The organism is Oceaniglobus ichthyenteri (assembly GCF_003057885.1).
Classification (GTDB): Bacteria; Pseudomonadota; Alphaproteobacteria; order Rhodobacterales; family Rhodobacteraceae; genus Oceaniglobus; species Oceaniglobus ichthyenteri.
Genome location: NZ_QAGK01000005.1, coordinates 273,555 through 288,367, shown reverse-complemented (window position 1 = coordinate 288,367; position 14,813 = coordinate 273,555). Strand labels below are relative to the sequence as shown.

Here is a 14,813-nt window from a genome sequence, read left to right as displayed (position 1 = left end):
GCCCACTGGTCAGCGCGATCCGCACCGCATCCTGGCGGAATTCGTCCGTCCGTTTCAGTCCCATAGTCAGTCTCCTTTGCTGCAGTAAATGCTATCAAAGGAGCGGCATCAAACCGCGACAGGTCCAATGTCGAGGACAAGGGCATGGAAGACAAGAAAAGCCATAACTTTCAAGATATTATCGTGAAAGTGTCGGAAGCAGCGAAACTCGACCACCAGATTATCTTCACGACCTCAACGATCAATCCGGAACTCGACGGTGACGAATTAACTATCGGTCCACAATATACACACCAACAACGCACGTTAAGAGGTAACAACTGACTTGGACGCTAATGACGGTGAGCCAGTGATCGCTTTACCAGCCGGGGGATGCTGTTCGAAGCCCTCAACGCCCGCTTCGGCGAAGCTGCAACAGAGTATCGAGACCTGTGACGTAGGTGGGCTCTGGGCCGATCACGTTGTGTGAGCAGAAAGAATGGATAGCGGAAGTTCGCTGCAATATGCCCCAAGTTTCAAGCGATTGAAGGCGCAGTCTTGTCGCCGAGACCGAACCCTTTCAACATCCAAATTGTTGACTTCGCAGGCAGAAGCTTCTTTTTCCCCGCTAGCCCTCTGAGGTCGCCGTAGGGGTTCTTTCCAGACTTGTCTTTGACAAACTCGCCAACTGCCTTCATGTACTCTATTGCATAGTATACAGCTTCTCTCCGCTTTGGGTCGGTTGTTGATTTTCCATGAATTAAATCATTTCTGATTTTTTGTGCTTTCTCGAGAGTTTCCACTGCGTCGCTTGGGATATTCCCGGAGAAAACGTTCTTAAATACCGACCTATACTTTTCCACTGTGAAGTGCTGCTTTTGCAGCTCTCGATCAACCGTAGCTGATGCGCACTCATGGATCCGCACAAGGCCACATTTAAGTGCGCGATGATGGCCCTCTTCAAGCTTCATGAAGCAATATGCCAAAGCGATCTCGTAGTTCTTTTCGTCATCTAATAAGGGGCCAAGCTTTGACAAAAAGTTTCGCACATCCTCATCAAGAGCGTCATACTGGATCTTGAGGCCTTTATAGCTCTTTGGTAGCGCCAAGCTGCAATCCCTTCTTTACCGAAAAATTTGAGCGTCGATGGGCGGGAACTGTAAATGACGCCAATGATCTGGCAACCCTATTCTAACGCCGCAGCTATTCGGCATGGAAGGGACTTGCGGCAGCTAAGGTATCAATAACTTGAAAGGATCGCACGTAGATCAAACGTAATTGGAAAAATGCTGCATGGTGTATGAACACTCGCTTTGGTGAAGCTGCGGCGCGGCATCTAACACAATTGCCAGTGGCGGCTTGGGTTGATGCCCCAATGCCTGATCGAGCCGTAGCACCAGACCAGCGCCGAAGCGCCGCGCAAGGGGACTTCGAAGGCCGCCAATGTCAGCCTTCTATCACAGACGTCATTGAAATTGTGCGGGGATGCACTTTGTCGCTTCCGCTCACGCGAATACCACCACCTCTGGGGAGTGATCAGGTCCCCGCAGCGCGCTGCGTCTTCAGTGGTGCGCAACAATGTTCACGAGCGCCCAGACCTTCTGGATGTTGCACTGCCTCCTTTCTCTTCGCTCGTCGCGCGGCCCTCTACGGCATCTCCATGCCGGTCCGTCATACGAAAGAGATGGAATGAATGATTGCGGCCAGAAGCATTTTCTCGCCGGAAGCCGAAAAATTTTGCGTCGACCTCAGGTTCCACAGCCACAGGCGTCATTCGGCATCATGGGGCCGATTGACGCCTGCGGCAGTGGCATACCGCCTGCAATGCGAACAGAACCAAAGTTTTTTCTTCGTGCTTTGTGCGGTTGACCAATCTCCATGTCGAGACACGGAAACAACGGCGGCTTAGCCCGCGCAGGAACAAGGAGGACCATCGCGGAAAAACAACATGCGGACAGGCTTGATGCTGCCCGAATGGCAGACGCGCAACTAAGGAGGACCAACATGCTGCGCAACCTACCAACCAAAACCCTGTCCGCAGACCTTGGGCTCGCCGCCGTCCGCGCGCATTTCGCCGAGCAGGGAACGGCGCTGTGCAATGCCGCGGAGCTGATCGACGGCGAGGCCGGAAGGGCCTGCGTCCTGCGTCTCATGTCAGCGCTGCGCGAAGCCTCGCGTCTCGACCGCGCGACACGCCGCAGGCTCGTCGACCTGCACCGGCTCCTGTCCCTCGATCCGGTCGCAGGCGAACTCGAACCGAATTTGTCGTCCTGGGTTCCTCTCGACCCGGCAAACCCCGAGGTGGAAGAGCTCTGCCTGCTCACCAACCGGCTCTACGACCTGCTGGTCGAAATCGGAGAACTGGACGACCAGCGGGAAGCGATGGCGCTCGCCCTCCGGCCGCAAGACGCGGCCTGAAAAGGACCGCCAGCCACGCGCAGATTGCATGGCTGGCATCCTGCGATTCCCACAACGCGAGAAAAGGACACTGCCATGAAATATTTCACTCAACTGAGTCTCGAGGAGCTCTGGGTCCGGACATTGCAGGAAATCGATTTCCTCTACAATGCGGCCCAATGCAACGATGCAGAGATGTCTGCGACGGACCTCAACACGCTATCCAAAGCACTCTCCAGCCTGCGTGAACACGGGCCGCTTTCGGACTTGGCGGCTGACGAGATCAGTCGCATCGAGGATCTTCTCATCGATGCCATCACGCGGGAGACCCTCGGCTTCCGCAGCGTCTTCGACGGCACGAATGACCCGGACCACGGTGCCATCGGGCGCGTGCTGGCCCTCCCGGTCCTGTCGGAGAAAGGCGCCGCTCTCGACACACTGCAGCAGCGCTTCCGCAAGATCCTGGCCATGCGGGGCCTTCTGGCGGCCAAGGTCGACGCGGCTTGCCAGATGGCCCGCCTGAAGTCCGCAGTAAACGACATTGCCTCGGATGAGCGCGCAGCCTGAAGCCCGATTCCGCCCCGCCGCAGAGCGCCTGCGGCGGTGCGCAGCCAGAGCCGGCCAAGAAAAATCACACGGCCGACAGGTTTTTTCTTCTTGTTGGAAAAGAACAGTCAATATTCTTCATACCAGCACCGAAGACCCGCCTCTTGGACCAGCAGAAAGGACACTGCCGAACCCACCGCATTTCCCGCGACGGAACATGACGCCGATGAATCAGGCACACCAGCACCGTTTCCGCCACCGCATGAAAGGGAGATCATCATGCTCAACACCACCCCCCTCGACACCGCCGAGACCCGCCTCGGCGCCGCTTACGCTGTGGAGCAGCACCTCCGCCGCAACGGCGCGAGTCTCTGCGACCTGGCCGACGCGCTCGATGACTCCAGCGGGTTCGCCGCGCTCTGCGACCTCTATGGTGCTTTCGGGCAGCCGAGCCCGAAAGCGGATGCCGTCGAGGTCGCGATGCGCGCCATCCAATGCCTTCTGGCCGACCAGACGTCGCCGTCGCTCGACCGTATTGGCCATGAGCGAGGACTGCCGGCCTCTGACATGATGCTGTGGCACGGCGCCCGCGTCAGCGAGTTGCGGGCGGGGTTTTATCATGCGCGATGAGCGCGGAACGCGGTGCACGTTGCAAGTTGCGCGTGAACGCCGACTGAGCGACTATCCCGGCGAATTCGGGATGGAGCAGGACATCTGCGACGTGACGTTGTGGTTGAACGAGAAATCTGAGGAGCATTCGCTTCTTCTCTGGATCGACCGACATTATTTCTATCACGGTCCGGAAATTGCCAACGTGAAGGTGCTGACTGTGCCCAAGCACCCCGAGCCTCTGACCGCAATGGCGCGCGATGCATTCGTCGCGCTTGGTTATGTGATCGAAAACAGCGGCGCGGATACCTATGGCTTTCCGCTCTATGATGGCCATCATTCGCGGCACGAAGCCATTCAGGCCTTCGCGCGGATCGAAGCCGCCTTGCGAAGGTGGCGATCAGCGTAAACTTACAACCATAATTTCATCCGAGGGCGGCGCGAGTCGCCCTTTTTTCATGCCTGTCGTTTCTCGACCTGGCGACCGGTCCGACTTTGCGCTTCAACGTCACAGAGAGCACTCCGAACCCTGGCGGTGCAACCCTACCTGTGAAATAGCGCACAGCTGACACCAACCGTTCATGCACTATCCGCATTTGCGTCAACCGGGGTGAATCCCGATGCGGTAATCCACACGATCTAAAAAGATCGCGGTTGCGCAAGAAAATATCGAAATTTGTTTTGGCATCCCTGTTCCCGGAACCATCTCTCTCAGGACAGAGTCAAACCCTGCGAACATGGGTGTAGACCCAAAGAACGCGAAAACCGGGCGATGCCGCCCGGGATGACACCGCCGGTTTGTTTATCTTGTTCAGTTCCCACCTTTGCGATGACGCAAACTTATGGGCAAATCGCGCAAACCTTTGGGCATCGCGCACGATTACACGCAATCCTACAACCGTCTAAAAATCGAGATTTTCGACGCTCAGCGCGTTTGCGCGGATGAAATCGCGGCGGGGTTCGACCACGTCGCCCATTAATTTGGTAAAGATATCATCGGCTTCGGCCACATCTTCCACCTTGACCTGCAACAGCGTGCGCGCCTCGGGGTCAAGGGTGGTTTCCCATAACTGATCGGGGTTCATTTCGCCCAAACCTTTGTAACGTTGTAGGGTTAGACCCTTTTCGCCCTCTTTCAAAATCGCCGACAGTAAATCCAGCGGCCCATAAATCGGCGTTTCGCGGTCTTTACGCACCAGACGGGCCGGTTGGCGATATACCTCGTGCAAGGCTTCGGTTTCACCGCCCAATCGCCGCGCCTCGCCAGAGCGTAAAACCGCCCCGTCCAGCGTGCGCACCTCTTCGACACCGCGCAACAGGCGGGTCAATTTGATGCCGTGATCCTGGGTGATGCGCCCCTGCCAGCCCTTTTCATATTCCTCGGCGATCAGATCCAGACGCTGTGCCACCTGATCGGCCACGCCTTGCAAATCAGCATCGGCAGCGCCAGTCACAAAAGCGCCGGCAATTGCCGCCTGTTCCAGGATCTTCGGCGGATAATGGGTTGGGAACGCTTCGATAATCCGTTTCAGGGTGCGCGCACCATTGACCACACGGGCCAAATCGGCGCCAACGATTTCTTCGCCGGTTTTCAGGCGCAACATCGCGCCTTCGACCCCTTGATCGATCAGATAATCATCCAGCGACGCCTGATCCTTCAAATACACTTCGGATTTGCCGCGCGCCACTTTGTACAGGGGCGGCTGCGCGATATAAAGATATCCGCGTTCGATGATTTCGGGCATATGTCGGAAAAAGAAGGTGAGCAAAAGCGTGCGAATATGCGCGCCATCCACATCGGCATCAGTCATGATGATGATCTTGTGATAGCGCAGCTTTTCAATATCGAACTCATCGCGCCCGATGCCGGTGCCAAATGCGGTGATCATCATGCCAATCATGTCTGACCCCAGCATTCGGTCAAACCGCGCCCGCTCAACGTTCAAAATTTTACCGCGCAGGGGCAGAACCGCCTGGTTATAGCGTGACCGCCCCTGTTTGGCCGACCCACCCGCACTATCACCCTCGACGATGAAAACTTCGCGCAGGGCCGGGTCTTTTACCTGACAATCGGCCAGTTTTCCGGGCAGGTTGGCCACATCAAGCGATGTCTTTTTGCGGGTCATTTCGCGGGCCTTGCGCGCTGCCTCGCGGGCCAGGGCCGCCTCAACCACCTTGCTGATGATCTGTTTGGCCAGTTGCGGGTTTTCTTCGAACCACTCGGCCAGCTTTTCATTGACCAGGCTTTCGACCGCCGGGCGCACCTCGGAACTGACCAGTTTATCTTTGGTCTGGCTGGAGAATTTCGGATCAGGCACTTTGACCGACAACACACAGGTCAGACCTTCGCGCGCATCATCGCCGGTGAAATTCACCTTTTCTTTTTTGGCAATGCCCGATGATCCGGCATAGAGGTTCATCGTGCGGGTCAGCGCGCCGCGAAACCCGGCCAAATGCGCGCCGCCGTCGCGCTGGGGGATGTTGTTGGTAAACGGCAGCACCATTTCGTTATAGCTATCGTTCCACCACATGGCGATTTCCACGCCGATGCCGTCTTTTTCGCCGACCATATAGATCGGTTCATCGAGGATCGAAGATTTCGACCGGTCCAGATATTTAACGAATTCCTTAACACCACCGTCGTAATACAGCTCGGTGCGCAGGGGTTCGGCGGGGCGTTCATCTTCCAGGATGATCCGCACGCCGGAATTGAGAAAGGCCAATTCGCGCAGGCGATTTTCGAGGGTTTTGAACACGTAATCAAGGTTGGAAAAGGTTGAAAGACTGGCCAGAAACCGCACTTCGGTGCCTTTGCGGCCATTGGCATCGCCCACAACCTCAAGATGATGCACGGTATCGCCGCGCTCAAACCGCACGTAATGTTCTTTGCCATCGCGCCAAATGCGCAGCTCTAACCAATCAGACAGGGCGTTGACCACCGAAACACCCACGCCGTGCAAGCCGCCCGAAACCTTGTAACTGTTCTGGTCGAATTTGCCGCCGGCGTGCAGCTGGGTCATGATGACTTCGGCGGCGGATACGCCTTCTTCCTCGTGGATGCCCACCGGAATACCGCGCCCGTTATCGCCCACCGAAACGCTGCCATCGGCGTGAATTTTCACGTTTACCGCATCGGCGTGACCGGCCAACGCCTCGTCGATGCCATTGTCGACGACTTCGTACACCATATGGTGCAGACCCGAGCCATCGTCGGTGTCGCCGATATACATGCCCGGACGTTTACGCACGGCATCCAAGCCCTTGAGAACTTTGATAGAATCCGCGCCATATGATTCGGGAATGTTGGGGGTATCGGTCATGCTGGCCTGCTGTTGTTGTTATGCCCGATTTATAGGGCTTTTGGCCGGGGTTGTCACGCATTCGCCACAAGATTTAGCGCCTAAGTCAGCGGAATCACACAGCCCACAGCAATCAGCAACCAACCCGCCGTCAGGTTGGTGCGGCGCAGCGCCTTGGGCGAACTCAGCACCCGGCGCGCCCGGTCGATAAAGACGGCAAATGCCAGATTGCAAATCAGCGGCAGGATGATCGAAATTGCCACCACCACGGCTATATCGGTGGCGGTAACCCGGGTCAGATCAAAAAAGCCGGGCAGCACACCCATGTAAAACAAGATCGCCTTGGGGTTGCCCAGAATCACCGCCACGCCGGCGGCAAATCCGGCCCATTGGCCGGGGCGTGTCAGGCGTGAATCTGCGCCCACCTGCCGCCCGGCGTTGCGGATCAACACCGTACCCATCAACAAAAACACACCCGCCGCGACCCATTTCAGCACGACCATGAAGCCGGCAAAGACCGACACGATCCAAGTGACCCCCAGAATTGCCAACAGCGGCCAGAGCGCATCACCGATCGCCACACCCAGAGCAAGCGGCCAGGCGGCGGTAAATCCGCCGGAAAGCGCGCGCGCCGTTAGGGCCACCCAAACCGGCCCCGGCGTCAGAAACAGCACCACCAAAGCCCCGGCATACAGCGCCAGATCCCATGCTCCAATCGTCATAATTTCACAACCTGTGACTGCCCGGCGTCTTCGCGCACCTCAAGATACTGCGCGCGCTGCCCCAATGCAGCGAATAATTCAGGCCCGGTGCCGGTCATCCAGGCCTGTGCGCCCAGCGCGCAAATTTCGTCAAACAGCGCGGCGCGCCGGTCAGCGTCCAGATGCGCCGCGACCTCATCCAACAATAGGATTGGCGGCGCGCCCAATTCTTCGGTCAGGGCGCGGGCATTGGCCAGGATCAATGAGATCAGCATCGCCTTTTGCTCGCCCGTGGAACATTGCGCCGCCGGCACGCCCTTGGCCACAAACTCGGCCCCCAGATCGGCCCGATGCGGCCCGGTCAGCGTGCGCCCCGCCGCCATATCGCGGCGTCGGCCTTCGGCAAAGGCCGCGGCCAGATCATCGGCGGTTTCGGCATCATCACCATCGGCGCGCAGCCCGGTCAGCCCGGCAATGGGAAAATCCGTTGGTGCGCGGTCTTGCGCGGCCATCACGCGCGCCATCGCCTCGGCCCGGTTGGCGATGATCCGCGCGCCCGATTGCGCCATCTGCGATTCAAGCGCGGTGTACCACGCGCCATCGCGCACCTGATCCTTAAGCAGGCGGTTGCGCTCGCGCATTGCCTTTTCGTAACTCAGCACCGCCTCACCATGGCCCGGCTCAAAACTCAGGGTCATGCGATCCCAGAACCGCCGCCGCCCTTCGGCCCCCTCAATCCACAGGCGATCCATTGAGGGCACCAGCCACAGCATCCGCACAATCCGGCCCAGCGCCACTTGCGGTGCGACCTTGCCATCAATCCGGGTGACGCGGGCCTGCCCTGCCTCGGCGCGGGTGTCGATTTCGTGCCCTGCCACCTCGGCTGCGACGCGCCATCCCACAGCTTCGGGGCGGCGCACCAATTCGTCGGCGCCGGCCCGGCGCAATCCGCGCCCCGGCGACAAAAGCGAGACCGCCTCGATCAGGTTGGTTTTGCCCGCGCCGTTGGGGCCATAAATCGCCACAGGCCCCGGCCCCAGATCCAACGCAACCCGCCGGTGCGATCTGAAATGCGAAAGTGCGAGATGGGTCAGCGCCATTGGCATGGCTCACCCGCCCGCGGATTTTGGAATTGGCAAAACGATCCCTCGGGACCGTTGCGTTAAACGCGCATCGGCATCACGACATAGACCGCCGAGGTATCATTGCCCTCTTGCATCAATGTCGGATCACCGGGCGAGTTGAACAAGAACACCGCGTTTTCCCGATCTACCTGATTGGCGATCTCCAACAGATATTTGGCGTTAAACCCGATTTCCAGCTTTTCATCGCCATAGGCCACGGCCAGCTCTTCTTCGGCATTGCCGCTGTCGGGCGCGTTGACCGACAGGATCAGACGATCCTCGTCGATCTGCATTTTCACGGCGCGCGAGCGTTCCGATGAAACGGTGGCGACACGATCCACCGCATGGGCGAATTCCTTGGCGTCCACCTCTAACCGTTTGGTATTGCCCTTGGGAATGACGCGGGTGTAATCGGGGAATGTGCCATCGATGACTTTTGAGGTCAGGGTGATGGCGGGCGTGGCAAACCGCACCTTGGTTTCTGAAACGGATACCGCAATCGCAACATCGTCATCATCCAGCAATTTGCGCATTTCACCCACGGTCTTGCGCGGCACGATCACGCCTGGCATGCCTTCGGCGCCCATGGGCAGCGGCGCGTCAATCCGAGCCAATCGGTGGCCATCGGTGGCGACACAGCGCAACGTCATATTCCCGCCCTCATCGGCCAGGTGCATATAGACACCGTTGAGGTAATATCGGGTTTCTTCGGTCGAAATCGCGAATTTGCTTTTGTCAAACAACCGGCGCAGTTCCGGCGCGGGGATCGAGAAATTCGTGGTGTATTCCGATGTAGCCATCACCGGAAAATCCTCACGTGGGAGGGTGGCGAGTTGAAAGTTCGACCGCCCCGCCTCGACGATCAACCGCCCCGAGGCGCCATCGTCAGACAGCGACACCAACGCGCCGTCGGGCAATTTGCGCACGATTTCATGCAACGTCACCGCGCCAACAGTGGTTGATCCCGCGCGCTCAACCTGGGCACTGGCATTGTCCACCACTTCGACATCCAGATCGGTGGCCCGGAAACTGACGGTGTCCCCCTTGGCCTCGATCAGAACATTCGCGAGGATCGGAATGGTATTGCGCCGTTCGACCACGGATTGGGCGTGGGCCACCGCCTTTAGCAATGTGGCGCGTTCGATGCTCAGCTTCATTATCCAACCTCACGGTATATCGGGGCGTGAAACCTACCTGTTTCACGCCCCGACGCAATAGATTTTGTCAAACTGTTTCGAGGATTGTAAAAAACGTCAACCCTTACTGATCTTCCAAAGAGCGGCGCAGCAGATTCAGATCTTCTGCCATCTGGTTATCTTTTTGTTTCAACTCTTCGATTCGCTTGATCCCGTGCATGATCGTGGTGTGATCACGCCCGCCAAACCGGCGGCCAATTTCGGGCAACGAACGTTGGGTCAGATGTTTGCAAAGATACATCGCCACCTGACGCGGGCGGGCAAAGGTGCGCACCCGTTTCGGGCCAATCAGATCGGACAGGCGGATGTTGTAATGGTCAGACACCTTGCGCTGAATTTCCTCAACGGTGGTTTTGCGATCGGACAGGCGCAGGATATCGGTCAGACATTCCTGAGTCAGTTGCAAATCGACAACGCGCCCCACCAGACTGCCAAAGGCAAACAGCCGCATCAGCGCGCCTTCCAGCACGCGCACGTTGCTGGTGATTCGGTGGGCCAGAAACTCCAACACACCATCGGCCAGGGTCACGCCCTGAAACTGTGGGTGAAACTGTTCCACCTTCTTTTGCAAAATCCCAAGGCGCAATTCATAGCTGGTGGGGTGCAGATCAACCACCAAACCCGATTGCAGCCGGGAAACCACCCGGCTTTCCAGCCCTTCAATTTCGCCCGGTGCACGGTCGGCGGAAATGATGATCTGTTTGCGTTGATCGACCAGGGCGTTGAACGTGTGAAAGAATTCTTCCTGGGTTGAATCCTTACCGGCGATGAACTGCACGTCATCCACCATCAACACATCGACAGACCGGAACAGATGTTTGAAATCCATCATCTGTTTGTCACGCAACGCCTGAACAAAGCGATACATGAACTGTTCCGCCGACAGATACAGCACCCGAACATTCGGGTCGCGGGTTTGCAATTCGTGGGCAATGGCGTGCATCAGGTGGGTTTTGCCCAGGCCAACGCCACCATATAAAAACAGCGGATTGAATGTAACCGGCCCGCCTTCGGCGACGCGGCGCGCGGCGGCATGGGCCAATTCATTGGGTTTGCCCACGACGAAACTGTCAAAGGTAAACCGGTCATCCAACGTGGCACCGGGCAAATCCGCGCTGGTTGTGCGGCTGGCCGTGACCGGCTTTGGCGCGATGATGGTGGCAGCGCCGTTGGGTTTTGCGCCCCCGGTGGGCACGCGAAATTCAACGCGGTTCACCACGGCGCCGGTTTTGCCGATCTGCGACAGAATCTGATCGCCAAAATTGCGCTGAACCCAATCGCCCATGAAAACGGTCGGCACATGAAACAGCGCGACGCCGTCTGTCATGTCGGCCAGTTCCAATGGCTCGATCCAGTTGCGATAATTGTTTTGTCCCACCGACTTGAGAAGCTCTTGCCGGACTGTCCCCCAGGTTTCTTTTGTCATTTTACGTCTCGACGTCCCCATACCATGCCTGTCGCGTCCGAACCTGTCGGAACGCCTGCTCGATCCCGGGGCGTGCAGATCGCCCCCAAACCACGCCACATCACCCAAGGGAGAGGGCCGGGGCCCGCATATATACGCCTGACATCGCGGGCAGCCCGCCGTCAAAGGTGCCTCCGCCCGAAAGCGGAAGCCGTATATCGAACATGATCCGACACTGACGTGCCGAATGGCCCCGCAAAAGCGGATATCGGACCAGAAATGCACCACCCCACATGGTGCGTCCTCTGTCGATTTGGCAGCCGAACCCGTGTTTCACCTTGCGCAGGGTTGATCCTGCTTATCCGTGAAATCGGCGGTTCGATTCTCTCATGTCCCCCAAGCGACGTGAATCGCAGGGTCAACGTAGCAAGGGGTTTGAAGGGGCTGCAACCGAACTATGCTGTTGACTCAAACATTGGCTGACGCGAATCTCAGAGAGTGTTGAAAAGCCGCTGAAGAGGTGACTGAAAGTCCACAGTGTGTAAAAATCGGCACCAAATGAAAAACGCGCCACAAGGGCGCGTCTTACGATTCGAAAAGGCGAATAATCGCTTATCCCAAGGCTTTGACCCGGCTGGACAGCCGCGAAATTTTCCGTGCCACGGTGTTCTTGTGATAGACGCCTTTGGTGACGCCCCGCATCATTTCGGGCTGAGCGGCGCGCAAAGCGGCAACCGATGCCTCTTTGTCACCGGAGGCAATCGCCTCTTCGACCTTGCGCAGGAATGTGCGAATCCGCGAACGGCGGGCCTTGTTGATTTGAAAACGGGCTTCGTTGTGGCGGGCGCGCTTTTTCGACTGGGGGGAGTTTGCCATGTCTGATCTCTTTCATCGGTGGTTCAAAATGCGGTTATGCGCGGAAAACCCCGACCTTCGGGTTTATATACCGAAGTGATCTGGCCAGGCGGGCCTCACGCGCATGTTGGCGCGCCGTATAGCGCGCCATTTCGGGTTTGTATAGCGCGAAACGCTATTTATCGCGGAACTGTGGCTGGCGCTTTTCCATAAAGGCCGACATGCCCTCTTTCTGATCTTCGGTCGCAAACATTCCACCAAACAGGCGGCGTTCGTGCAACAGCCCCTCGGCAAGGGTCGTTTCGAAACTACGATTCACCGCCTCTTTTGCGGCCATCACCGCCAGTTGCGATTTTTCGGCGATCTTTTGCGCCGCGCCTTGCACTTCTTCCATCAGTTTTTTGGCGGGCACAACGCGCGACACAAGGCCCGAACGCTCGGCCTCTTCGGCATCCATGAACCGGCCGGTCAGATGCATCTCCATCGCCTTGGATTTGCCCACATACCGCGTCAGACGCTGTGACCCGCCCATGCCGGCAATGATCCCAAGGTTGATTTCGGGCTGGCCGAATTTCGCCGTATCCGCCGCGATGATGAAATCACAGGCCATGGCCAATTCGCACCCGCCCCCAAGGGCATAACCGGCGACGCCGGCGATGATTGGTTTGCGGCACTGTTCCAACGCGCGCATTTCGGCGGCAAACAATTCGCCTTCGAATATGTCAACAAAGGTCTTGTCGGCCATTTCGGTAATGTCGGCGCCGGCGGCGAATGCCTTTTCCGATCCGGTGATGACGATACAGCGCACTTTTTCGTTCTTGTCGGCGTCGCGCACGGCTGTTGCCAGCTCGCCCAGAAGTTCAGAGTTCAGGGCATTCATCGCATCGGGGCGATTCAGCCGAATCAGGGCGACGTGATCGTCAATTTCAACAATTATCGTCTTAAAGGCCATGGTATCCAAGCTTTCGCTGTAAACATAAGCAGGAACCCTTACCAATCCTTTACAGGGTTTCAAGCTATCTTTGGCATTGCGGGCAATAGAAGGACGACCGGCCCGATTGCACGATTCGCCGGATCGTACCGGCGCAATCGGCGGTGACACAGGGCGCATCTTCTTGATCATACACACGAAATCCGTGCTGAAAATAGCCCAGCGCGCCATCTGCCTGGCGGTGATCGCGCAGGGATGATCCGCCCGCCGCGATCGCCTCGGACAAAACATCGCGGATGATCGGCACAAGGCTGCCTGCACGCGCGCGCGAAAGGCTGCCTGCCGATCGTTTGGGCGAAATTCCCGCCCGGTGCAGTGTTTCACACACATAAATATTGCCAAGCCCGGCCACGATACGCTGATCCAGCAGTGCGGTTTTGATCGGCATGCGGCGCGGTTTCAGGGCATTGGCCAGATAGGTTTCGTTAAATTCATTGGAAAACGGTTCTGGCCCGATCTTTTCAATCAGCCAGTGGCGTTCGATATCTGCCGTGGGCCACAGATCCATCGCCCCGAACCGGCGCGGATCGTTGAACGTGACCCGCGCGCCGCCTTCCATGTCGAACACCACATGGTCGTGTTTTTGCGGCGCGGGATGATCGTGATGAAACGTGCCCAGCGTGCTGCCCGAAACCTGCATCCGCCCCGACATGCCCAGATGCACGATCAGGGTTTCACCCGATGACAGATCAGCCAACAGATATTTTGACCGCCGCCCCAACCGCACGATTCGCTGACCGCTTAACCGGTCGGCCATGCGTGCGGGGAACGGCCAGCGCAAATCGGGCCGGTTTACATGGGCACGGGCGATCACTGCGCCCTCCATGATGGGGGCCAGACCGCGACGTACCGTCTCGACTTCGGGCAATTCGGGCATTTGGGTGGCCCCTTTGATTGTAACGGCGGTTCAGCGCCCTATAAGAAGGGGTGAGTTTCACAGGATCGCAAGCCCCGATGACAAACGATAACGAAAAGCGCACCACCCATTTCGGTTTTACCGACATCCCCGAGGATGAGAAAGCCGGCAAGGTGCATGGTATATTCACCAACGTCGCCAGCAAATATGACATCATGAACGATGTGATGTCCGGCGGCATTCACCGCGTCTGGAAAGATGCGATGATGGATTGGTTGGCGCCGCGCGATGGCCAGCGATTGCTGGATGTGGCGGGCGGCACCGGTGATGTGGCGTTTCGGTTTCTCAAACGCGCGCCGGGGGCCACGGCCACGGTGTGCGATCTGACCGAAGGCATGTTGATCGAGGGGCGCAAACGCGCCGAGGCCGAAGCCCTGGCCGACAGTCTGGATTGGATCGTGGGCGATGCCATGGCCCTGCCGTTCGAAGACGCGACATTTGATCGTTACACGATCAGTTTCGGCATCCGAAACGTGACCCGCGTGGACGAAGCATTATCCGAAGCGTTCCGCGTGCTGAAACCCGGGGGCCGGTTGATGGTGCTGGAATTTTCGCAATTGCCCAATGCGGCGATGCAAAAGGCGTATGATTTGTATTCCTTCAACGTGATCCCGAAAATGGGTCAGGTGATCGCGGGGGATTCGGCATCCTATCAATATCTTGTGGAATCGATCCGCAAATTTCCCGATCAGGACACCTTTGCCGATATGATCCGCACCGCCGGGTTTGAACAGGTGAAATACCGCAACCTGACCATGGGCGTTGCCGCGCTTCATTCCGGTTGGAAGATCTGAG

General features: G+C 57.8%; 15 protein-coding genes. 6 read left to right on the top strand and 9 right to left on the bottom strand.

Features of this window, described 5'->3' with window-relative positions; genetic code table 11:
• The first annotated feature begins 144 nt into the window (after nucleotides 1-144).
• Complete coding sequence (locus tag C8265_RS10215) at nucleotides 145-324, top strand: hypothetical protein (RefSeq protein ID WP_108483890.1); 180 nt, start codon at nucleotides 145-147, stop codon at nucleotides 322-324.
• 191 nt (nucleotides 325-515) lie between these two features.
• On the opposite strand, the gene C8265_RS10210 is transcribed toward C8265_RS10215, so the two are convergent.
• Nucleotides 516-1,088 (bottom strand): hypothetical protein, encoded by a 573-nt coding sequence (locus tag C8265_RS10210; RefSeq protein WP_108483889.1) that lies wholly within the window; start codon nucleotides 1,086-1,088, stop codon nucleotides 516-518.
• Nucleotides 1,089-1,983: 895 nt separating this feature from the next.
• Here C8265_RS10210 and C8265_RS10205 point away from each other — a divergent pair.
• The 4 genes from C8265_RS10205 (at nucleotide 1,984) to C8265_RS10190 (ending at nucleotide 3,940) form a co-directional block, all read left to right on the top strand.
• Complete coding sequence (locus C8265_RS10205) at nucleotides 1,984-2,397, top strand: hypothetical protein (RefSeq protein ID WP_108483926.1); 414 nt, start codon at nucleotides 1,984-1,986, stop codon at nucleotides 2,395-2,397.
• Between the two features lie 75 nt (nucleotides 2,398-2,472).
• Nucleotides 2,473-2,943 carry a hypothetical protein gene (locus C8265_RS10200; RefSeq protein WP_108483888.1) on the top strand — a complete coding sequence of 157 codons (471 nt, stop codon included), beginning with the start codon at nucleotides 2,473-2,475 and terminating at the stop codon, nucleotides 2,941-2,943.
• A gap of 258 nt (nucleotides 2,944-3,201) precedes the next feature.
• Nucleotides 3,202-3,552: a hypothetical protein gene (locus tag C8265_RS10195; RefSeq protein ID WP_108483887.1), complete on the top strand. Its 351-nt coding sequence runs from the start codon at nucleotides 3,202-3,204 to the stop codon at nucleotides 3,550-3,552.
• On the top strand, nucleotides 3,542-3,940 hold the full coding sequence (locus C8265_RS10190; RefSeq protein WP_108483886.1) for a hypothetical protein: 399 nt from the start codon (nucleotides 3,542-3,544) through the stop codon (nucleotides 3,938-3,940). Before C8265_RS10195 ends, C8265_RS10190 begins: the two co-directional genes overlap by 11 nt.
• A gap of 493 nt (nucleotides 3,941-4,433) precedes the next feature.
• Here C8265_RS10190 and gyrB read toward each other — a convergent pair whose 3' ends face one another.
• The 8 genes from gyrB to mutM all read right to left on the bottom strand — a co-directional run bounded on the left by gyrB (nucleotide 4,434) and on the right by mutM (nucleotide 13,979).
• Nucleotides 4,434-6,851: a DNA topoisomerase (ATP-hydrolyzing) subunit B gene (gene gyrB, locus C8265_RS10185; protein ID WP_108483885.1), complete on the bottom strand. Its 2,418-nt coding sequence runs from the start codon at nucleotides 6,849-6,851 to the stop codon at nucleotides 4,434-4,436.
• Nucleotides 6,852-6,931: 80 nt separating this feature from the next.
• Entirely contained in the window at nucleotides 6,932-7,552 is a 621-nt protein-coding gene (locus C8265_RS10180; RefSeq protein WP_108483884.1) for a LysE family translocator, read from the bottom strand.
• The gene (recF, locus tag C8265_RS10175) at nucleotides 7,549-8,637 is read right to left on the bottom strand and encodes a DNA replication/repair protein RecF (RefSeq protein ID WP_108483883.1); all 1,089 of its coding nucleotides are present in this window, start codon (nucleotides 8,635-8,637) and stop codon (nucleotides 7,549-7,551) included. The genes C8265_RS10180 and recF overlap by 4 nt, the downstream gene beginning before the upstream one ends.
• A gap of 56 nt (nucleotides 8,638-8,693) precedes the next feature.
• Nucleotides 8,694-9,812, bottom strand: coding sequence for a DNA polymerase III subunit beta (gene dnaN / locus C8265_RS10170; RefSeq protein WP_108483882.1), 1,119 nt, complete (start codon nucleotides 9,810-9,812; stop codon nucleotides 8,694-8,696).
• 103 nt (nucleotides 9,813-9,915) lie between these two features.
• On the bottom strand, nucleotides 9,916-11,277 hold the full coding sequence (dnaA, locus tag C8265_RS10165) for a chromosomal replication initiator protein DnaA (protein ID WP_108483881.1): 1,362 nt from the start codon (nucleotides 11,275-11,277) through the stop codon (nucleotides 9,916-9,918).
• Nucleotides 11,278-11,868: 591 nt separating this feature from the next.
• Nucleotides 11,869-12,132: a 30S ribosomal protein S20 gene (rpsT, locus tag C8265_RS10160; protein ID WP_108483880.1), complete on the bottom strand. Its 264-nt coding sequence runs from the start codon at nucleotides 12,130-12,132 to the stop codon at nucleotides 11,869-11,871.
• 154 nt (nucleotides 12,133-12,286) lie between these two features.
• Complete coding sequence (locus tag C8265_RS10155; protein ID WP_108483879.1) at nucleotides 12,287-13,063, bottom strand: enoyl-CoA hydratase; 777 nt, start codon at nucleotides 13,061-13,063, stop codon at nucleotides 12,287-12,289.
• 64 nt (nucleotides 13,064-13,127) lie between these two features.
• The gene (mutM, locus tag C8265_RS10150) at nucleotides 13,128-13,979 is read right to left on the bottom strand and encodes a bifunctional DNA-formamidopyrimidine glycosylase/DNA-(apurinic or apyrimidinic site) lyase (protein WP_108483878.1); all 852 of its coding nucleotides are present in this window, start codon (nucleotides 13,977-13,979) and stop codon (nucleotides 13,128-13,130) included.
• Nucleotides 13,980-14,056: 77 nt separating this feature from the next.
• Between mutM and ubiE the strand changes: the two genes are divergently transcribed.
• Entirely contained in the window at nucleotides 14,057-14,812 is a 756-nt protein-coding gene (gene ubiE, locus C8265_RS10145; RefSeq protein ID WP_108483877.1) for a bifunctional demethylmenaquinone methyltransferase/2-methoxy-6-polyprenyl-1,4-benzoquinol methylase UbiE, read from the top strand.
• Nucleotide 14,813 lies beyond the last annotated feature (1 nt).

Excerpts from the sequence above, each read along its gene's own strand:
- C8265_RS10215 (WP_108483890.1), top strand. The coding sequence starts at position 145 with ATGGAAGACAAGAAAAGCCATAACTTTCAAGATATTATCGTGAAAGTG.
- C8265_RS10205 (WP_108483926.1), top strand. The coding sequence starts at position 1,984 with ATGCTGCGCAACCTACCAACCAAAACCCTGTCCGCAGACCTTGGGCTC.
- C8265_RS10200 (WP_108483888.1), top strand. The coding sequence starts at position 2,473 with ATGAAATATTTCACTCAACTGAGTCTCGAGGAGCTCTGGGTCCGGACA.
- C8265_RS10195 (WP_108483887.1), top strand. The coding sequence starts at position 3,202 with ATGCTCAACACCACCCCCCTCGACACCGCCGAGACCCGCCTCGGCGCC.
- C8265_RS10190 (WP_108483886.1), top strand. The coding sequence starts at position 3,542 with ATGCGCGATGAGCGCGGAACGCGGTGCACGTTGCAAGTTGCGCGTGAA.
- gyrB (WP_108483885.1), bottom strand. The coding sequence starts at position 6,851 with ATGACCGATACCCCCAACATTCCCGAATCATATGGCGCGGATTCTATC.
- C8265_RS10180 (WP_108483884.1), bottom strand. The coding sequence starts at position 7,552 with ATGACGATTGGAGCATGGGATCTGGCGCTGTATGCCGGGGCTTTGGTG.
- recF (WP_108483883.1), bottom strand. The coding sequence starts at position 8,637 with ATGCCAATGGCGCTGACCCATCTCGCACTTTCGCATTTCAGATCGCAC.
- dnaN (WP_108483882.1), bottom strand. The coding sequence starts at position 9,812 with ATGAAGCTGAGCATCGAACGCGCCACATTGCTAAAGGCGGTGGCCCAC.
- dnaA (WP_108483881.1), bottom strand. The coding sequence starts at position 11,277 with ATGACAAAAGAAACCTGGGGGACAGTCCGGCAAGAGCTTCTCAAGTCG.
- rpsT (WP_108483880.1), bottom strand. The coding sequence starts at position 12,132 with ATGGCAAACTCCCCCCAGTCGAAAAAGCGCGCCCGCCACAACGAAGCC.
- C8265_RS10155 (WP_108483879.1), bottom strand. The coding sequence starts at position 13,063 with ATGGCCTTTAAGACGATAATTGTTGAAATTGACGATCACGTCGCCCTG.
- mutM (WP_108483878.1), bottom strand. The coding sequence starts at position 13,979 with ATGCCCGAATTGCCCGAAGTCGAGACGGTACGTCGCGGTCTGGCCCCC.
- ubiE (WP_108483877.1), top strand. The coding sequence starts at position 14,057 with ATGACAAACGATAACGAAAAGCGCACCACCCATTTCGGTTTTACCGAC.